This window comes from Zooshikella harenae (assembly GCF_018837975.1).
Classification (GTDB): Bacteria; Pseudomonadota; Gammaproteobacteria; order Pseudomonadales; family Zooshikellaceae; genus Zooshikella; species Zooshikella harenae.
The window spans coordinates 1-20,020 of sequence record NZ_JAGSOY010000077.1 but is presented as its reverse complement, the minus strand read 5'-3'; the positions used below and the strand labels follow the sequence as shown (position 1 = coordinate 20,020).

Genomic DNA, 20,020 nt, shown 5'->3' with positions numbered 1-20,020 from the left:
AGTTTTTAATACATAATCTTTTGCCCTGGCCCATGGATGAAAACTAATCTTTACATTATAACCACTTCGTGCAAATGCTTCTTCAACAAGTTGATATACATATCCCTTATTATATAAATAGTTACCTATATAGGGCACCCGCTCACCCGTAACCAGATCAACTGTAGTTGATGCATTTGCAAAAAGCGAAAGTAACCCCAGCAAATTAATGAGCAACCATTTAATTAGCTTCGTATTACATCTTAAGATCATACGAAGCTCTTAATATAAAGCATATAACCATTTATTTACCAATAATTTCTATCATCTGTAGTTCTATTCTAGCAATAAAAGCAGATAGTTTTTGCAAATAAAATTATCGATAATAACCCCTAAATCATTTATTCATTTACTTTATAACATTAAGTTTCACACTATTTTTATCTTTTAGCCATTTATCTAAAACAACTACTTTTTACTAATACTTTCCTATAGTTAAAGATATTTTGGTGAATTCAGCATCAAGATTCAGCTGTACCAAATAAGACAAGGAGTTCTTTTAAATGACTCGTAAGATAACCGCTAATGCCTTACTTATTATTCTCATACTATTGTTCAACAAAGCCTATGCAATCCCTTCCGTAAATCTAGTCACAGGAGAACGCGTACCTTACATTGGTGTTAATTTATTAAATAAAGGTTACGTTCACCAGGTTGTGGTCGAAGCATTTCATCGCGCGGGTTATCAAGCAAAAATCAGCTTTTACCCATGGGCTCGAACAACAGTAATGGTCAACCAAGGTGAGGCGGATGGTATTTTACCCGTATACCGAGGTGAATTTCCTGATGAAAAGTTTCTTTATTCTGACCCGTTTCCTGGTGATACGATTGGTTTATTAAAACGTAAATATGACAGTTTCCAATATCCAGTTTCTCCTGAACAAAATTTACCCCAGGCACTTTCAGCACTTGATGGAAAAAAAATTGGTTTAGTACGTGGAGGATTCACGCTGCCAGAGTTAAATAAAATACCTAACATCAAAACCGAGGCCGTCACTAGGGACCTACAAAATTTAGATAAACTAGCAGGTAGCCGTATCCAATTTGTCCTAATCGATAAGTTTACTGCAGCGGATCTAATGGTTAGCAAACGCCCCTACTACATAGGGCAGTTAGAGTTTGTGCAACCTGCACTGACAAGGAAAAGCTTTCATATTGCCTTTTCTAAAAACTCTGAGTCAGCAATAACATTACTTGCAGCATTCAATAGTGGGCTGGCACTCATGCGACAAGATGGAACACTGGCTGCTATCCAATCACAACATGGTCTACAAGCAGGCCCACCAAGTTCACCCACAAAAACTCAACTGACCATTGGTACTGTAAATAATCCTGATATGGTCATCATGCAAGAACTATCTACCATATTTGAAAAAGAAAACCCTGATATTGAGCTTGAGTGGAAAGTCATGGAAGAAAACACGCTCAGACGTCGGTTGTTGAGTGATATTGCTATTGCTGATGGTCAATTTGACATCATGACAATAGGTACTTATGAAACACCTATATGGGCAAAACAAGGCTGGCTAACTCAATTAAAAGATCTTCCAGAAAACTATAGCCTTCATGATCTTTTGCCCTCACTTCTTGAGGCACTTTCCTACAACCAGCATCTCTATGCTTTACCCTTCTATGCTGAAAGCGTTATGACATTCTACCGAAAAGACCTGTTTGATAACGCTAACCTGACGATGCCCAAACAACCAACTTTTCAAGATATAGAGCACTTTGCAGAAGTTATACATAATCCACAGCAAAAAATATATGGAATATGTCTACGAGGAAAGGCGGGCTGGGGGGAAAACATGGCTCTTATAACATCACTAGTCAACGCTTTTGGTGGACGCTGGTTTGACCAACAATGGAATCCCCAATTAACGTCTCCTGAATGGAAAAATGCGCTCACTTATTACACTAGGCTAATGCAGTTTTATGCCCCACCAAACGCCGAAAATAACGGTTTTAATGAGAATCTAACGCTATTTTCACAAGGACACTGTGGAATATGGATAGATGCCACTGTTGCCGCCGGGCTACTGTTTAATCCAAAACTATCTAAAGTTTCTAAACATCTTGGCTTTGCCCAAGCCCCTTCATCAGTCATACAGTCTAACTGGCTATGGGCATGGGCACTTGCTATTCCTGCCTCATCCAAAAATAAAGACGCTGCTAAAAAATTTATTACTTGGGCAACATCACAGGAATACATCAAGCTTGTCGCACAGTCAAAAGGATGGATCTCAGTGCCACCAGGCACACGAAAATCAACCTATGAAACAAAAATGTATCAGCAAGCAGCCCCTTTTGCGGGTTTTGTGCTGAATGCAATTGAAGGGGCCGATATATTACATCCCACAGTAAAACCAACCCCTTATATTGGTATTCAATATGTTGGTATACCAGAGTTTACGGCTATTGGAGCACTTGTTGGACAAAATATAAGCGAAATACTGCAAGGTAAGAGTACTATAGACAAAGCACTTTCCACATCACAAAACTTTGTCTATAAACAAATGGCAAACTCAGGGTACCTCAAATGATATCGTTATGAAAACAGCCTACTTCATTGAGGTATCGACTAGGATAGTACAAGCAAAAATTGATTAGCTTGCTAAATACTTCGCCAGCGTTCTATCTGAGTTGGGTATTACAGCATGTGTGTTATGACGAAAATCGTATAGACTTTTTCTATGACATTTAACAGTAACAACACAGCTAGAGTCCTGATGGCTATCTGATAGATTCCATTCCAACAACCATACCGTATAATCTTCCCCTTCAAAGCGCACGACATCTTCCTTAGCAGGTAACGTCGAGAGCTCAACAACAAATGACTTCTGATAGCTTTCTGGATTTTGACGGCTGACAAAAAAATCAAAAGCAACTTTCATGATCAGGCTCCTCTAGCCCTTTAATTGCCGCCAGCATAAGCCAATAGTATGACCAATACATTTCTCTATAATTACAAGTTTAAGGCAATTATTAGCTTTTAAAATCATGTAGTTAGAGCGCTTATTCACATATCTATACCCTTCACGAATCATGTTTATACCTCTAGAGCACAAGGAGTATAAAAATGCTTCGTTATTGATATATAAGTGACTTTTTTTATTTTTTCTCTTTCTGAACCTGGTTCTCAGAATTATCTGCAGTTAAGTTCATTTTAGCCACAATAGGTAAGTGATCAGAACCAATATTGTCAGCAACTTCCATTGAAATTATTTGGATCTTTTCACTATGAAGTACATGATCAATGGGTATTCGTAACAGTGGCAGAGGTGCAGGCCATGTCGGTAAAATCCCCATACCTTGCCGGGCATTTTTAAGATTCGCTCGTTTCATTAGCTGTGTGAAAGCCGGTGACCATGGCGTTGTATTTAAATCACCCACCAGCACATAAGGAGCGACAATACTCTGCAAAAACTTTGCAGTGGCTTCAAGCTGAAAGTCCCTCAACAAAGAATAGGAGACACTCACTGGCGGCAAAGGGTGCGTAGTAAAAACAGCCAGTTCACCTTGTGTCGTTTGAACTGAAGCAAATATACTTGGTAATCCTGTATTGCTCAGCTGAACTGTTTGTCTACTGGTAAGCGGGAAACGACTAAATAATGCAATACCAAAATTACCCTCTTCTGGCTTAGTTAACTGGTAGGGATAATCAGCCAGCCCCTCCTTGATAGCTTTTAACCATGCCTCAGTAACTTCCTGTAATATAATAATATCAGGTCGGTAATCTGACAGCTGTTGTATAAGTTTCTGGTACTGAGTATTAGAAGACAATATATTTGCATGGTAAATCACAATAGGTTTGCGCTTCTTGTTAACATGCTCTGCTAATGCTTCTGTGCCATTAAATGATACTGCAGAAGGTGGCAGGTACAGCATAGGTACCTGCCAGTTAAGCAGTAAAATCACTAAAGCTAATACACTCAGTAAGTAACGCCGCGTCGCTATCAACCATAACAGTGCTACAATACCACTAAAGAAGTAAAATGCCCGAAAATGTGTTAATAATTCCAACCACCAGTGGCTACTGCCCCAATATGCCAGTACTGAACAAAAAGTCCCACCAATCAAAAACAAAGTAATTAGTTTGTCTACCGCTTTTTTAATCATCTATTCTTCATTGTTACAGGTAAAAATGGAGTTAATACACATTCAGTATACTCATCGCAAAGGGAATATATTACTCTCGGGTATTCAATCACTCATGTTACAGCTCACAATCCAAGGCTTTTTTCTATTATGGACTGTCGTCGGAACCAACCAGCAATACTCATTCGTGACCTGAAAGCAGGTAATACTTCGTGCGGTATCTCAGAACTTATGAAGCAAACACATGTGCCTCTTTCTGGCAACACGCTGCTTACTGTTTGTGTATCTTTTGTGGAGTAGAGTTTTAAACTCCCTCCATCAGTCTCTTGCCAATCTTTATTCAAATAAAAAATAACACTAACTACCCTGCTCTCATAGCCGTTAAAGGCATCTAAATGGCGCTTGTAAAAGCTCCCCTTATCGTAAACAGCATAGTGACACTCTACTTCATCCAGACCAAGCCACAGCTGCTCGTTCAAGTTGAGTCTAAACGCTTCTAGGAAATTTAAAAAGGTAAGTTGGGTTTTCGACCGTCCATCAAGCCATAACGTTCTATCACTGCGAATTGACTGGTCAAACTGTTTTTCATGATGACGTCCAATCGCCGCTGGCAGTAATAATTGTTTGTTATCAAAATAATTAATCTCGTCAACCAAATCCTGCTGCAATTTTTCAGGCAAAGAATTTTGTTGAACAGACCATCCTTGTTTAACTAAATCCTCAATCACAGAGGTAAATAACTTTTTCTGAGAAAAGGATTGAACAGCTAAGCTGCACTCCATATTAATTATACCTCAAAGTATATATACCCTTCGCCCTAGATATACTAATGTGCATTTCCAAAGTTAAGCAATATAAGCCATAACAAGCTCATGTCAATTTTTATTTATCAAAGGGTCAATTATGTTTAAGAATAGTTAATGCTTTTTTGAATGAACAAAGATTGAAAATTTGCCTTTCTTTCCATTAGCTACAATATAGCTATACTAAACAGTTGAATTTATTGTTTTTTATCTACTGGTATTATTTAGGAGGTATTATGTTTTATTGGTACAACAAAAATACCTCTCTCTATACACACCCTGTAATTCTAATTTTTTTATTAGTATTCATACTTGCCCAACCAAGTTCCTCTCAAGGAAAAAGTCTACCTATTATTTTTGCTACTTTCCCCCCCATGAACTACCTGGATGACCAAGGTGAAATGAGAGGGATTAGTTTTGAGCTTGTTACTCAAACGGTAAAAGCTATTGGTTATACCCCTGAAGTCACGATATTACCTTGGAAACGGGCTTATAAAGAAGCAGCTGAAGGCAGTTTCGCGATTCTTTTTACTTTTACACAAAATGAAGAGCGTATAAAACAGTTTTTATTTACTGATTACCTTATAAAAATTGCAGACGTTTTTTTTAAAAGAAAGGAAAACAATATAACTTGGAATAAACTCAGCGACCTAAAAAAATATGTCGTTGGATATACTGATGGTTATAACTATGATCCTATTTTCTTGAATGCAATCACCAATAAATCATTTATTGCTAGAAAGTCGCCCGCTTTAGAATCACCCGAAAAACAACACCTAAAAAATTTGTTTCATAAACGAGTCGATCTAATTATTTGTGAAATACACCAGTGTAAGTTTTATTTAGGGCAAAATAAGGACTGGCAACAAGTGATCGATTCTATTCCTAAGCCTATTGGCAAAACAAGAACTTTTCATGCAGGTATTAGTAGAGCTTGGCCTAATGCTGAAGAATTACTTAAACAATTTAATAGCCAATACCGAAAGATAAAAAAATCAGGCCTTCGCAAAAAGATTGTGCTTAAGTACATCGATGAAGAACTTGAATAAACATGGCAGCCGCAAAAATGCGGCTTTCATGGGCTTTCTGAACATAAATTATTATTCGTTTAATTAATTCAGGGCTGATGTTCCGCTGGTACTGGACCTTTCCCTGTCTGCAATTTCCATAGTTGACTATAACGTCCACCCAAATCAACTAACTGCTGATGAATACCATGCTCAAGAATCTGTCCTTTTTCTAAGACAATAATATTGTGACACTTTTGAAGAGTATTAAGTCGGTGAGCAATCATGATGAGTGTTCTACCCTTGGCTATTTCAGGTAGTTGCGCCAGAATGGCACTCTCTGACTCATAGTCTAAGGCACTTGTTGCCTCATCAAAAATTAAGATACTTGGATTCGTAATCAGCGCTCTTGCTATCGCAACACGCTGACGCTGCCCGCCTGAAAGATTACCTCCCCGCTCACCTACAGGTGTATCATATCCCTGGGCCAGTTGCATAATAAAGTCATGGGCACCAGCCAGTTTGGCGGCATGAATGACATCTTCCTCTGAGGCTTCGGGATAGGCTAAAGTAATATTGTCTTTTACTGAACCGTTAAATAAAAAACTTTCCTGTAACACAACACCTGTTTTCTGCCGAATCACAACAGGATCTGTGACGGCCAAATCCATGCCATCAATGAGCACTTGCCCACTTTCTGGCACATACAAACGCTGTACTAACTTGGTGATGGTACTTTTACCTGAACCAGAAAGCCCGGTGATGCCAATCACTTCGCCAGCCTTAATGGATAAGTCCAAACGGCGCAACACCTCAGGTCCATTATCTTGATAACGGAACGTCACTTTTCTCAGTTCAATATCACCTTTAATTGCTGGTGGTGTTGACTTACCACTACCCACCGCTTCAACAGGCGCATTCAGAATATCACCCACTCTTCGCAGTGATACTCCAGTCTGCTGGAAGTCCTGCCAAATCTGGGCAAGCCGTAAGATAGGCATAGTGACATGACCTGCCAGCATATTAAAAGCTACCAGACCACCCACCGATAAATCACCCGTCATCACCAAATCAACACCAAACCATAAGGTTAACGCTGCTGTAATTTTTTGAATCAGACCAATACCTTGTCCTGCCCAAATTCCCAAGGTGGCAGCTTTAAAAGATGTTTTCACATAGGCAGATAATTTATCTTCCCAATGACGACAAAACTGTTGTTCAGTAGCTGATGTTTTTATGGTTTCAATGCCAGTAACCGCTTCAGTTAAAAAAGCCGTATTTGTAGCATTTTTTTCAAAGGTACGCTGTACACGCTCTCGCATCACAGGTGTAATACATAACCAAAATAATGAGTATAACGCCAGAGAGCCAACCACAATCCATGCTAATAGATAGGCATAAGAAAATAATAATGCTAAGAAAATACCAATAAAAAATAAATCCAAGACAAACGTTAACGCTGACCCCGTAAGGAAGCTACGTATTTGGTCCATTTCCCGCACACGCGCAATAATTTCACCTGTTTGTCTTTGCTTAAAATAATTTAAGGGAAGTCCCAGTAAATGTTGATAAAGCCTGGAACTAAGCTCTGAATTTATTCGACTGGCAGCATGGGAAAATAACCAGGAACGCAAGAGACCAAATAAAGGATCAAAAATAGCTAACACCAGAATAGCAAATGCAAACACTTCTAAACTGGCTAAACTTCGGCTGACTAAAACCTTATCGATAACCCCTTGAAAAAGTAAGGGTGTAACAATGGCAAAAAGTTGGATAAATAACGAGACAAAAATAACATTACGAAACTGTGGCCAGAATTTTTTTATCGATGGAATAAACCAACTATAACCAAAAGGTTTTTGTTGATTATTTCCAGCCTCATCTCGGCGAGAAAACAAAATCCACTCTTCAGGCCAAGCAGCTTTTAACTCATCCAATGATTGATGCCAAGGCTGCTGGGTTTTACCACAAAAACCGTAAATAACGCCATCGTCACATTGCTCGATGATATAAAAGCTGTCACCAATCTTGGCCATCACTGGTAACGGTGTCAGCGCAATACGCTCAGGTTTAACCAACACTTGTTGTGTACGCAAGCCCAATCGATGCGCGCAACGAGCAACATCTAACGTCTCATAGGCGGTATGATACTTACCGTGTCGATGAACAAGCTGTAACGGATCAACAGCAATATCAAATAATTTACCTATTTGAACTAAGCAATGAATTGCACTATCAAGCTGCTGAGTACTGCGACCAGCTTCACTTGCTTCTTCAGCCATATTACGAGGTAATGAAACATCCATATTCATCGCTTAACGCTCCCGTAATGCTTCTGACTGATACTCTTGTAATGGACTTAACAAGTATTCAATAACCCGTCGATCACCCGTTTTAATTTCAGCCGTAATACTCATCCCAGCACCCAATTTAATGTCTTCACCATCAACATTAATGACGTCTTTTTCCATTTCAATGCGTGCCGGAAAAACTAAACCTAGCTGCTCATGTTCAACTGCATCACGGGATACATGTTTAATTTTACCTGTAATCGTCCCGTACTTGGTGTAAGGAAAACTATCAATTTTAATTTCTACAGGCTGCCCTGCTACAACAAAACCAATGTCTTTATTTAAAACCAGTGCTTCAGCTTCCAACAACGCGTTTTCAGGTACAATAACCAATAATTGCTGTGCAGGACTAACAACCCCACCAATGGTATGAATTTCCAATTGTTGTACAACACCAGCAACAGATGCTTTTAAGGTTTGTAAGCGGTTTTTCTCAATCGCTTTAATACGCTCCTGCGTATACTCTGCTACCCGCTTTTCCGCTTCATTTAATTCCTGACGATCCTCTCGCGACCACTGTCGTATAGTTTGCTTCCGACGGTCTTGAATCGTTACTGCAGCTGCTTCTAGTTCTTTTACCTTATTTCTTAGGACTTCAAGTTCACTACGTAATGACAGTGTTTCTTCTTCAAGCTCCAGCATCTGTAATCGAGGAAAGGCATCCCGTTCAACAAGTTTACGCTGTGCAGATAAACGCTTTTCTTTAGTGCTTAATACTTTGCTCTGGCTAATAATTTCCGCTTTGGTTGAACTTAACTGAGCTTCGTTTTGGCTTAGCTCACTATCAATGGTTGCCAAAGCCGCATCTCGCTCGTCAACCTGACTTTGTAATAAATGCCGCGCCTGTTGAACATAGTGTTCAGGAGTATTAATTTCAGGCTTAAATGCAGCAACGGTGTTTTCCTGCTGCAATGCCTGCCAACGAGCGATATCGACTTTTGCAAACTGCAGTTGTTCCGTTAAACGTTTTACATCCGCAGCAGCACCCGTCGGATTAAGCTCAATCAGCACATCACCTTTTTTTACAAACTGACCATCCTGAACATGAATACCAATAACCTCTGCAGTTTCAAGCGGCTGAATAACTTTGGTACGGCTACTGACAATTAATTTGCCCGTAGCGCTCGCAATAATGTCAATGCGGCCAATAATCGACCAAGCCAACGCAATAATAACTAACACACAAATTCCCAGTAAAAAACCACGTCCATACGGGGTAGGTGGACGTTCTGTTACCTCTAAATACGCAGGTAAAAAATCATATTCATGTGTTTTACGTTTTTCAGGTCTTTGTTCTTTACGTTGTTGTCGCCATGCTGAAAGTGCGACTTTTAAATGCTGTTTGATGCTCACTTTACTACTCCAGAAAGGCTCAACTTTCACCCTTCATGCATAAAATCCAATCACTGTGGGTATATCAATTTTATTGCAGACAAAAAATTACGCGCTAAGCCGTAATGATGTCTTCCTGCTCCATATTTTCCTGTTGAGCCCACAGACGAGCATATAGCCCTTCTTGCGCCAATAACTGTTCATGCTGGCCCATTTCCACAATTTGCCCATCAGCTAACGTAATTATGCGATCACACTCTCTTACTGTGGATAAGCGATGAGCAATTACAATGACAGTTCGCCCTCGACAAATATCGCGCATATTTCGTTGAATAATTTCTTGAGAAATATCATCCAGCGCACTAGTGGCTTCATCAAAAATCAACAGCGCTGGATTCGTTAGCAATGCTCTGGCAATGGCAATACGTTGACGTTGTCCACCCGATAATGAACTACCCCCTTCAGCAATAACCGTGTCATAGCCATCGGGTAGCTCCAAAACAAAATCATGAGCACCAGCCAATTTGGCGGCAGCAATAATTTCATCCAAGGGTGCAGCAGGATTTGATAAGGCAATGTTATCGCGGACAGATCGATTAAATAGGTAGTTTTCCTGTAAAACGACACCAATCTGCTGGCGCAAACTTGAAGGTTCAAGTTGGGCCACATTCGCCCCATCAATAAAAATATCACCTTGCTGTGGTAAATATAAACGCTGAATAAGCTTTGTTAATGTGCTTTTTCCTGACCCTGATGGACCAATGACTCCAATTAACTCACCAGGCCTAATCATTAAATTAATGCCTTTTAAGACAGGGGGTAAATCAGGCCGATAACTAAACATCAAGTTCCGTATTAACACCGAACCTTTCACACGCTGCACTAAATCCTTCTGACCCTGTTGTTGCTCCATAGGTGTATTCAGCACATCACCCAATCTGTCAACAGAAACTCTGGCCTGTACAAATTGCTGCCATAACTCGGCTAAACGAATCACAGGTTGACTGACATGGTTCGCCATCATATTAAATGCAATTAATTGGCCTATGGATAACTCAAGACCTATAACCATTCTCGCACCAAACCAAAGCACCAATGCCATCGTGACTTTTTGTATTAACATGACACCGTGAGAGGTAAAACTTTGTAACTGCTGAGTACGATAGTTTGCATCGACAAAATCTTGTGTCTGACCTTCCCAACGTTGCTGCATTTGCGGTTCAACCGCTAAGCTTTTAACCGTTTCTGCCCCCGATACCGTTTCAGTTAAAAAGGCATTATTGATAGCTCCGTATTGAAACTGAGCTTCAATACGTTTTTGCATTGGATTGGTCACTAAATAGGAAAGCAATAAATAAATTGGAACGGAAGCTAACACGATCCCGGTTAAAAATGGCGAGTAATAATACATCACCGCAAAAAATACAAAGGTAAACGCTAAATCTACGATCAATGTCATACCAGCCCCAGTAATAAACTCACGGACTGTGGATAACTCCCGGATACGCATGACGGTGACACCCACACTGCGTGCTTTAAAATACAGCAAGGGTAGTCGCATTAAATGATTAAATAATTTCGATCCCAGATGAATATCAATACGATTTGTGGTGTGAGCAAAAAGGTATTCCCTTAATCCCTTTAATACGACCTCCATAATACCCACAATAATTAAAGCGATAACTAGTACATCTAATGTGGATCGACTCTGATGGACCAATACCTTATCCATCACCACCTGAAAGCCAAGTGGTGCTAATAATGCCAATATCTGTAAAAAAACAGAGGCCAGTAAAACTTCACCTAAGAGTCGCCTAAAGCGAACAAACTCTGGAATAAACCAGGTAATATCAAAACGTCGTGTTGCGCCTGCTTGACGTTTTTCCCCTGAAACAGAGATGGTTTTTCCTGCCCAAATTTCAGCTAATTTATCCACTGAAATTATTTCTGGTTGAGGTTTATCTGGATGTTGGATCAGCGCCTTACCATCAGCAATTTTAGCTAAAACATAATAATCGCCTTCTTTTGAGGCAAATGCTAATGGCAACTGATCTTGAGAAAGTTTTTTATACTCACACCTGGCAACTTTAACTTTCAATTTTAACGCTTTGGCAAATGCTTTTGCGGCTGTTTCTAAGCGTTGATTTTGAAACTGTTGTTTTAGCTCATTGGCTTGTTCTGTATTCGTTATTTCCTGAAACAACAAGCCCAGTGTGGTTATACAACCTAATGCTGTACTGACGTCCCGCGGTAGCGAGGTTGATTGCTCAGTCATTGACTACCTTATTTAACTGCAAATTTATCCTTTACGAATATTTTTAAATTTTCCTAAGGATAAAAACCATCACTGTATATTGTGTAAATCTATTTTCCTTATACCAATACAATTCCCTTGCCTTACCCTTCATTATGGGTATATACATCATTGGTAAGACCCAAAGAAATTACCTTACCAATTCAAACTTATTTAAAAGTGAGGCCGCTTCCAAGCTGCTATTGTGATTTAAGGCAGAACATAATACCGGAGTTAAAGAGACAGCACCAGCCATTGCTTATACCCACAATGAAGGAGGTTATCCCACCACAAATATAAATTGCTTGTGGTGGAATAAAGCTAAATAGCCAGTACTACTCTTCTATAGTTTTACTGATGTGATGAGGTTAAAACCAAACGATCATTTGATGTAACCAGTGAGCCAGATGTTGCTTCACCCGCCCCCCCATCCGTCATACTCGCCATGGCACTAATCAAACCATTGACATGACTGGCAGGCTGGACATCCGCAGCGACAACAGACGCACCATCCACAGGCAATTCTGTCAGCATGCCTTCAAGTCGTGATGAAGGAATGGCATAGCCGCCATCACCGGGTTGGATGTAGCTGATGGCTTTATCACCACCGGTAAAATGTCCGGTAACAGTCAGCTTTTGTTGCAGGTCGTTATCCACCAGCATCACCAGATCGTCACCATTGCGATGATAGCCAATGCGTTCACGGTCAATATCGATAAAGAACACCCAATCGGTACCGCCACCGGTGTTATCGATGATGTCCTGACCACCTTGGGCATGGTAATAATAGTGATCATCACCCACGCCACCTTGTAAGGTATCATTACCGGCAAAACCGGCCAGTACATCGTTACCGGCACCGCCAATCAGGGTGTCGTTGCCATCATCCCCATTCATGCGACCATTACCGCCCTGGATAAAGTCGTCACCGTCGCCACCCAGCAGGATGTCATCACCGCCCATACCAAACAGCGTATCATCACCGGCCAGACCACGGATCAGGTTGCGGTTGTTACGGCCAACCAGCTGTTCACCTTGTGCCGTACCCACCACTTCGGTGTCATAGCGACTGGGATCAATCACCTCATCTGAACCGTTGTCATTGTCACCATTATCGGTCTCGCCGGTACCATTATCACCCGTACCGTTGTCAGTCCCTGTACCTGTGTCACCACCCTCGCCGGCACCATTATCTGTACCGCCATTGTTGGTATCACCGGTATCCGTATCACCACCTGCAGGTAAGTCCGTGAGCAAGCTTGCTATACGGGATGAGGGAATCGCATAACCGCCATCGCCTGGCTGGATATAGCTGATGGCCTGATCACCACCAGTAAAGTGTCCCGTGACGGTGAGTTTCTGCTGCAGATCGTTATCCACGAGCATGACCAGATCATCGCCATCGCGGTGATAACTGATTCGATCACGACCTACCTCATTGAAGAACACCCAGTCGTTACCACCACCGGTGTTATCAATCACATCCTGACCACTGTTGGCGAAGAAGTAGTAATGGTCATCACCTTCACCACCGATTAGGGTGTCGTTGCCACCACCACCATTTAAGCGGTCGTTGCCTGCACCACCTTCCAGGCGGTCGTTACCATCGGCAATGCCATTGCTGCCATTACCGCCGGATAAGAAATCGTCACCCTCACCGCCTTGCACCACATCATCACCGAGCATACCAAACAGCTGGTCATTGCCACCGAGGCCCTGGATTAAGTCATTGCCTTCGGTACCGCCCAGTTTATCGGCATTAGCCGTGCCTTCTACCACCGCATCATAATCCCCTTCAACATCACCCGCTTTGGCGCGGCGGTTGATTTCTGCGGTGGTGATGTAGTTGCCGCCATCAGGTTGAACGTAGTCAATGGCATAATCTTCACCCAGGAAGTGCTTCACGACCCGTACCGCGGGTTCCGTCGCATCCTTCACAAAGACCAATAGATCATCGCCGTCTTGTTTAAAGGTAAAGTCATCTTTCTGGACACCGTCTTTGAAGAACAGCCCATCAAAGCCACCGCCTTGGTTATCAATGACATCATAGCCACCACTGTAGATATATTTGTCACTGCCTGTGCCGCCAGCCAGTTGGTCGTTACCAGCACCACCACCTAACTGGTCATCACCATCGCCACCTTGTAAGGTGTCATCACCTGCACCGGCTTCCATAAAGTCGTTACCGGCACCACCTTCCAAGGTGTCATTGCCTGAGCCACCAAACAGGCTGTCATCACCCGCTTCACCACTCAGACTATCATCACCTTCATTACCCGATAGTGAGTCGTCGCCGATACCGCCAAACAGTTGGTCATTGCCCTGTTTACCCCAGAGGTTATCATTGCCTTCGCCCCCATAGAGCTGGTCGTTGCCTGCTTCACCATCCAGGTAGTCATCACCGCCTTCACCATAGGCAATATCATCGCCCTCACGAGTAAAAACTTTGTCATTACCGTCACCGGCTTTGAAGGTTTCACTGTAACCACGGTAGCCAATGAATTTGTCATCCGCAGCAGAGCCTTCCCAGGTAATCTGCGATTCGATGTCTGTGGTGTTTAACTCAGAGCCATCAGCAAAGCGGAAGGTTTCGACTTTAAAGTAGTCATGCTCTGCATTATTGAATGACACAAACCAGTTTTGGATGGTCACTTGATCCTGGCCATTCCGGTGACGGGCTTGTAGGTCATCATTTACTCGGAAGAACTGGAGATCATCGGCACTGATCCCTTCACCAAACAGCAGAACATCCTGTGAGGGCTGATGGTTAGTAAAGGCTTCATCACGACGGGTTTCGACAATCAGGTCATGACCATCCCCCAGGTTAAACTGGTAGATCTCATCCCCAGCACCGCCATACAGCGTGTCATTGCCCTTACCACCCGCTAAGGTGTTGCTGGAACGATCCCAGACACTGTTGGCTGCGATCAGGGTGTCATCACCATCACCACCCAACAGGGTATCCTGGCCTTCGCCCCCTAACAGGCGGTCGTTACCGGCATCACCGTACAACTGATCATCGCCCTGACCACCATGCAGGGTGTCCTGACCCGCACCACCATGCAGCTGGTCATCGCCTGACTGTCCATACAACTGGTCATCCCCTTGGTCACCGTACAATTGGTCATTACCCTGTTCACCATAGAGTAAATCCTGTCCCTGGCCGCCATGCACCTGATCATCACCCGCACCCGCAAACACCTGATCATCACCGCCACCGGCCTGGATGGTATCATCATCGACATGACCCATAATGATGTCGTCGGTCGCGGTACCCGCCAGTGCTTGTTGCTTGATGGCCGCAATATCCAGTGTTTGATCTTTGAGTTGAATGCTTTCAATCGCAGTGTTCGGCGCTTCCGTTGAGCGACTGGAGAATTGATCGTTGATGCGGATAGTCTGCCCTGTGCCTTTATGGGTAATCAGCAGATCACCGTCTCTATCGCGACTCATCGACGCTTCCGCCAGGGATAACGCCCCCGAGGTTTCACCTTCGACGGGGTTATAGCGATACTGATCCCCAGTACGACGAATTAACAGGTCGTCCAGACGGATGTTTTCCAGGTGCAGGCTGTCATTGCCCTGGGTATCGCGGATTACATCATGGCCATCACCGACTTGATAGCGGTATTGGTCATCACCCTCACCACCCTCTAGCTGGTCATCCCCTTGCTCACCGCGCAGGATATCCTGGCCTTGTCCACCGTATAAGGTGTCATTGCCGAGGCCACCTTCAAGCTGATCATCGCCGTCTTCACCGCGAAGCTGGTCATCGCCTTTATGGGCTTGCAGCAAGTCATTGCCAACGCCGCCATACAACTGATCATCACCATCACCACCCCGTAAGGTGTCATTACCCGCCTGACCATAAAGCGTGTCGTTACCGGCCGCACCCCGGATGAAGTCATCCCCCCCTTCCGCGTAAACGGTATCGTCGCCACGCAGAGTATTGATTTCATTGGCCTGATGGTTGCCATACAGGGTGTCTTTACCCTCTGTGGCGGTGATTGCACGCTGATCAATGTCTTCTGCCTTGAGGGTCTGTACGGTGCCATCACTGTGTTGCAGACGCAGACCAAAACGTGCCGTGAGGGTTTGACGATCAAAGACATTTTCCAGGCGAATGCGATCACCGTCATTGCCTTTAAAGGTCACATCTAACGCCAGGTCATGACGACGGAAGATGACGTCTTCCAGTTTCAAGTTATACACCACAATGGTGGTCTGGCCTTGCTGATCATTAATCACATCTTGACCATCGCCTTTAGCAAAGTGATACCAGTCATCACCTTCACCACCAGCCAACTGGTCGTTACCCCGTCCACCCGTCAGCTGATCATCACCCTCATCACCGCGCAAGGTATCATCACCGGCATCGCCTTTGAGCTGGTCATTACCAATACCGCCGATTAGGGTGTCCTTACCTTCGCCACCAGCGAGTTGATCGTGACCGTAGGAGCCTTCTAGTCGGTCGTTACCTGCTCCACCGAACAGTTGATCATTACCACTGTCACCATAAAGTTGATCATGACCCTCATCGCCATGCAGGATGTCATCGTCTTTACCACCACGTAGAGTGTCGTTACCTTGACCACCGTGGAGCGTGTCGTTGCCATCATCACCAAACAGTTGGTCATCACCCTCGCCACCAGACAGTTGATCATTACCGCCTAAGCCTTTTAAGGTGTCGTTACCCGCCTGGCCGGCAAACACGTCATCACTGCCATAGCCTTCGATATAGTCATCACCGCTTGAGGGTTGCAATACCTGCTGTTTAATCGCCTCAACATCCCACACGGTGCCATCAGCAAACTGGATTTCTGCCACCGCGGCACTGGTGCTGGCATCCTGGGTGAAATAGCCTTTCACGGTAATGATGTCTTGCGCGCTGGCAATCAGCTGTAAATCATCATTCGCGCGTTTTACAGTGATTTGATCGGGGGTTAGGGTGTTATCAAAGACAATCTGACCATTAGGTGTTTGATCCTTACTGAGGTTTTGAATGCTGTCCTGACCAAAGCCCTGGCTGAACTGATAGGTATCACTGCCCTCTTCACCCACTAAGGTGTCATTACCTGTGCCACCGATCAGGGTATCATTCCCGTCACCCGCCAGGATTTCATCATCACCGGCTCCACCGTCAATGGTGTCATCCCCACCATAGGTGGAAATCTTGTCATTACCCCCTAACGCTGACACGTTATCCGCATCCGGTAAGCCAAATAGGTGATCGTCGTTTTCTGTGGCGGCAGTGGCTGCTTGTTTCAGCAAGTCATACAGGTTAACCAACGTGCCATCACTTAAATGCACTTTTTCGATTTGGCCTTCGGCTAGGGTGCCATCAAAATCAAAAAAGTTGGTGAGCTTGATTTCATCACCGGTTGGGTTACCGTCATCATCCAGCAACACCACCCATACATCGGTTAATGTCCGTTTAAAACCAATATTTTCTTGTTTAATGCCTTCGGCAAAATACAGGGTATCTTCACCACTGGTGTCGTAAATGGTGTCCTGTCCATCGCCTTTTGCGAAAATATAATTATCATCACCATCCTGGCCATAAAGGGTATCGTTACCTTTTTTGCCATGAATAATATTGATTTTATTATAATCACGCAGGACATTATCTCGTTCATCACCCGCGACCGTATCGTGATTAATATACTCATTTAAGCTGGGGTGATTCAGTACAATTTTAGCCAGTACGCTACTCACTTCATTGCGAATGCGCTTCGAATAAACACCCAGATTTTGCAGTGTATTGATGGCAGCATTTAATTCTTCAACTTTATCAGGACGATTTAAGCTCGCTAAATACGTTTCGAGTGCTTCTTCATTTAAACGGAAATAACGACTGCCGGATTCAAAATAGGCAGATAAAATAGTGTCATCAAATAAAACTTGTGTATTTAATTGGGCGGTGACGGAACGTTGGAATTTATCAAATTCTGCTTTTAAAATCGGTGCAGCGCGACCATGGGGATTAGGGTCACGCTCGCCCCAGCACCAGGTCCCTAAATAACCACGTCCCACGAGTTTTTCCAGGGTCACAACTTTACGCGCATCAATCACATGCCCATAAACCTTTTTAGGGTCTCGACTGTGTGGATCGACATCGGTGACACCCGCCCACTGATAAATAATCTCAAGCACCATGTCATTGCGTTTTTGATAGTCTGACTCCGCCACAAAGGCTTTCACCATGGATAAAAGTGTTTCATCCTGAGTCATGGCTTGCTGTAAATCCGGTAAATTACCATAACCTCGCGAGTTCGGTAGCGCTAGGATTTCATGGGTCCAATTGAAGGTTTCAGTGGTGACACGACGTGTGGTGTTGGTTTTAAACCATACGTCTGCACTGTCCGTTTTACGACCATCATTCCATGTAACATCACTGGTTTGACGATGTTCATTACCTTCAGCATCAATATGATCAGACGCTTTATACGCAGTGGATACACTTTTTATGCCTACATCCGCAAGGCTGGTTATTTCATCATTATCCGTCAGGCCGTTTTCGTTTTTATCCTGCCAAACACTTAATGATGAATAAATCGCATCCTGGGCATCAATGACACCATCTTTATTATCATCAAATTCCGCTAAAGCTTCATAACCCTGTTTGGCTTTTTTACCAGAAGCCAGTGTCGTCTGGTTACCAAACAGCTCAGCACCCGAATCCACGACACCATTATTATTTTTATCCCATACTAACAAACCATCATCACGCGATACCCAGCCTGTGGATTCAGCAAATGCATTACCATCGTGGTCAAAATAGTGTTTATCGTTTATGGAAAGGGTTTCGACGCCATCACCATCTAAATCAATAATAATCGGTGAAGTGACTTTTTCTGGATCGTCAAAGTCAGGTTCGTCGTCTTCATCTTCATCTTCTGTTTCAAGGTGTATACCCAACGCTCCATTACTATAGTTATTAATGGTTAAGCCACCATTAATAACCAACGTCGAACCATTTTTTACATACGTAAATTGGCCATCAGTGCTGTAATAGGTGTTTTCAGGATCATCTTCGGTGCGTTCACCACCGGTGAGTTTTTTGCTACTTAAAAAGACAATGCCATCTTTACCACTGTCATTAATGGTGTCTTCACTGTCCACTAAATAGAGGTCTTTACCCATACCACCATTTAGCCTATCCGCACCTTGATCGCCACGAATTAAATCTTTACCTGCCCCACCTTCAATTGTGTCATTACCATCACCACCATAAAGGAAATCATCACCTTCATCACCAAATAATTTATCCTCACCTACGCCACCATGAATTCTATCTTTATCATCACCTCCATGAAGAGTATCATTTCCTTCACGACCAAATAACTTATCGTTTCCTTCCCCTCCCTTAATTGTATTTGCACCTTGGTTACCCGATATATCATTATCGTACTTATTCCCTTCGAAGCTCTTAACAGAGTTTTCTAGAAATATTTTTTCAACCTCTGCATTATCATTCAATTTATAATCAACAGATGTATATAACTTATCATCTCCCTGATTCTCTAGCTCAGCTATCTCATCACCGGCACTATCAACGTAGTACGTATCATTTCCTTCTCCACCTATAAGAACATCGTCACCCCGTTGACCATCTAATACATCATCACCTATGCCTGTATCTAATACGTCATCGTTTTCAGAACCCGCTATAGTGTCATTGCCCTTACCTGAAATATAATAAATACCATTATCTGCAAATTCACCTAAAAACCGTTGTTCATCCAGTTCAATATCTTCTACTGTGGTTTGAGCATTAATAACGTCATTTTCTAATGTCCCATAAATAATCGGTTTATTTCCATTTAAGTTCTTTGTTATACCTTTATCAAACAAGTCTTTTGAAAGTGCTCTCATTTTAGTGAGCAGATTACTTCTAACTACACTAGGAATTGAACGAATAGGAGGAAGTAATAAGTCTGTTTTGCTATCAACTACTAAGCTTGTAGGATCAGGCAATACAACATTAGATGCATCATTCCTATAGTCATCAAATGTATAAGTTTTATATGTTCTGTTACGAGAAAATGTAATGTCAACTGTTCGACCAATTCCATTAGGATCAATCCACTCAATTAAATA

Annotated in this window: 9 protein-coding genes and 1 pseudogene; 2 read left to right on the top strand and 8 right to left on the bottom strand. The window is 42.8% G+C overall.

What is annotated here, in order from left to right:
* Window positions 1-252: pseudogene (locus KCG35_RS20340) on the bottom strand (hypothetical protein); the annotation flags it as partial.
* Between the two features lie 290 nt (window positions 253-542).
* On the opposite strand from KCG35_RS20340, the gene KCG35_RS26455 reads away from it, so the two are divergent.
* On the top strand, window positions 543-2,579 hold the full coding sequence (locus tag KCG35_RS26455) for an extracellular solute-binding protein (RefSeq protein WP_230409289.1): 2,037 nt from the start codon (window positions 543-545) through the stop codon (window positions 2,577-2,579).
* Between the two features lie 63 nt (window positions 2,580-2,642).
* Here KCG35_RS26455 and KCG35_RS20330 read toward each other — a convergent pair whose 3' ends face one another.
* The 3 genes from KCG35_RS20330 to KCG35_RS20320 form a co-directional block, all read right to left on the bottom strand.
* Complete coding sequence (locus KCG35_RS20330; RefSeq protein WP_215821694.1) at window positions 2,643-2,930, bottom strand: hypothetical protein; 288 nt, start codon at window positions 2,928-2,930, stop codon at window positions 2,643-2,645.
* Window positions 2,931-3,147: 217 nt separating this feature from the next.
* Complete coding sequence (locus tag KCG35_RS20325; RefSeq protein ID WP_215821693.1) at window positions 3,148-4,155, bottom strand: endonuclease/exonuclease/phosphatase family protein; 1,008 nt, start codon at window positions 4,153-4,155, stop codon at window positions 3,148-3,150.
* Window positions 4,156-4,259: 104 nt separating this feature from the next.
* Window positions 4,260-4,916 carry a 2OG-Fe(II) oxygenase gene (locus KCG35_RS20320; RefSeq protein WP_215821692.1) on the bottom strand — a complete coding sequence of 219 codons (657 nt, stop codon included), beginning with the start codon at window positions 4,914-4,916 and terminating at the stop codon, window positions 4,260-4,262.
* A 257-nt stretch (window positions 4,917-5,173) separates the two neighbouring features.
* Between KCG35_RS20320 and KCG35_RS20315 the strand changes: the two genes are divergently transcribed.
* Complete coding sequence (locus KCG35_RS20315; RefSeq protein ID WP_215821691.1) at window positions 5,174-5,986, top strand: substrate-binding periplasmic protein; 813 nt, start codon at window positions 5,174-5,176, stop codon at window positions 5,984-5,986.
* 68 nt (window positions 5,987-6,054) lie between these two features.
* Here KCG35_RS20315 and KCG35_RS20310 read toward each other — a convergent pair whose 3' ends face one another.
* The 4 genes from KCG35_RS20310 to KCG35_RS26450 form a co-directional block, all read right to left on the bottom strand.
* The gene (locus KCG35_RS20310) at window positions 6,055-8,256 is read right to left on the bottom strand and encodes a type I secretion system permease/ATPase (protein ID WP_230409288.1); all 2,202 of its coding nucleotides are present in this window, start codon (window positions 8,254-8,256) and stop codon (window positions 6,055-6,057) included.
* Between the two features lie 3 nt (window positions 8,257-8,259).
* Complete coding sequence (locus KCG35_RS20305; protein WP_215821690.1) at window positions 8,260-9,648, bottom strand: HlyD family type I secretion periplasmic adaptor subunit; 1,389 nt, start codon at window positions 9,646-9,648, stop codon at window positions 8,260-8,262.
* A gap of 94 nt (window positions 9,649-9,742) precedes the next feature.
* Complete coding sequence (locus tag KCG35_RS20300) at window positions 9,743-11,902, bottom strand: type I secretion system permease/ATPase (RefSeq protein WP_215821689.1); 2,160 nt, start codon at window positions 11,900-11,902, stop codon at window positions 9,743-9,745.
* Between the two features lie 369 nt (window positions 11,903-12,271).
* The gene (locus KCG35_RS26450) at window positions 12,272-19,897 is read right to left on the bottom strand and encodes a calcium-binding protein (protein ID WP_230409287.1); all 7,626 of its coding nucleotides are present in this window, start codon (window positions 19,895-19,897) and stop codon (window positions 12,272-12,274) included.
* Window positions 19,898-20,020: the final 123 nt, after the last annotated feature.

What these genes read in the sequence shown, in the direction of transcription:
- KCG35_RS26455 (WP_230409289.1), top strand. Translation starts at nt 543, where the DNA reads ATGACTCGTAAGATAACCGCTAATGCCTTACTTATTATTCTCATACTA.
- KCG35_RS20330 (WP_215821694.1), bottom strand. Translation starts at nt 2,930, where the DNA reads ATGAAAGTTGCTTTTGATTTTTTTGTCAGCCGTCAAAATCCAGAAAGC.
- KCG35_RS20325 (WP_215821693.1), bottom strand. Translation starts at nt 4,155, where the DNA reads ATGATTAAAAAAGCGGTAGACAAACTAATTACTTTGTTTTTGATTGGT.
- KCG35_RS20320 (WP_215821692.1), bottom strand. Translation starts at nt 4,916, where the DNA reads ATGGAGTGCAGCTTAGCTGTTCAATCCTTTTCTCAGAAAAAGTTATTT.
- KCG35_RS20315 (WP_215821691.1), top strand. Translation starts at nt 5,174, where the DNA reads ATGTTTTATTGGTACAACAAAAATACCTCTCTCTATACACACCCTGTA.
- KCG35_RS20310 (WP_230409288.1), bottom strand. Translation starts at nt 8,256, where the DNA reads ATGAATATGGATGTTTCATTACCTCGTAATATGGCTGAAGAAGCAAGT.
- KCG35_RS20300 (WP_215821689.1), bottom strand. Translation starts at nt 11,902, where the DNA reads ATGACTGAGCAATCAACCTCGCTACCGCGGGACGTCAGTACAGCATTA.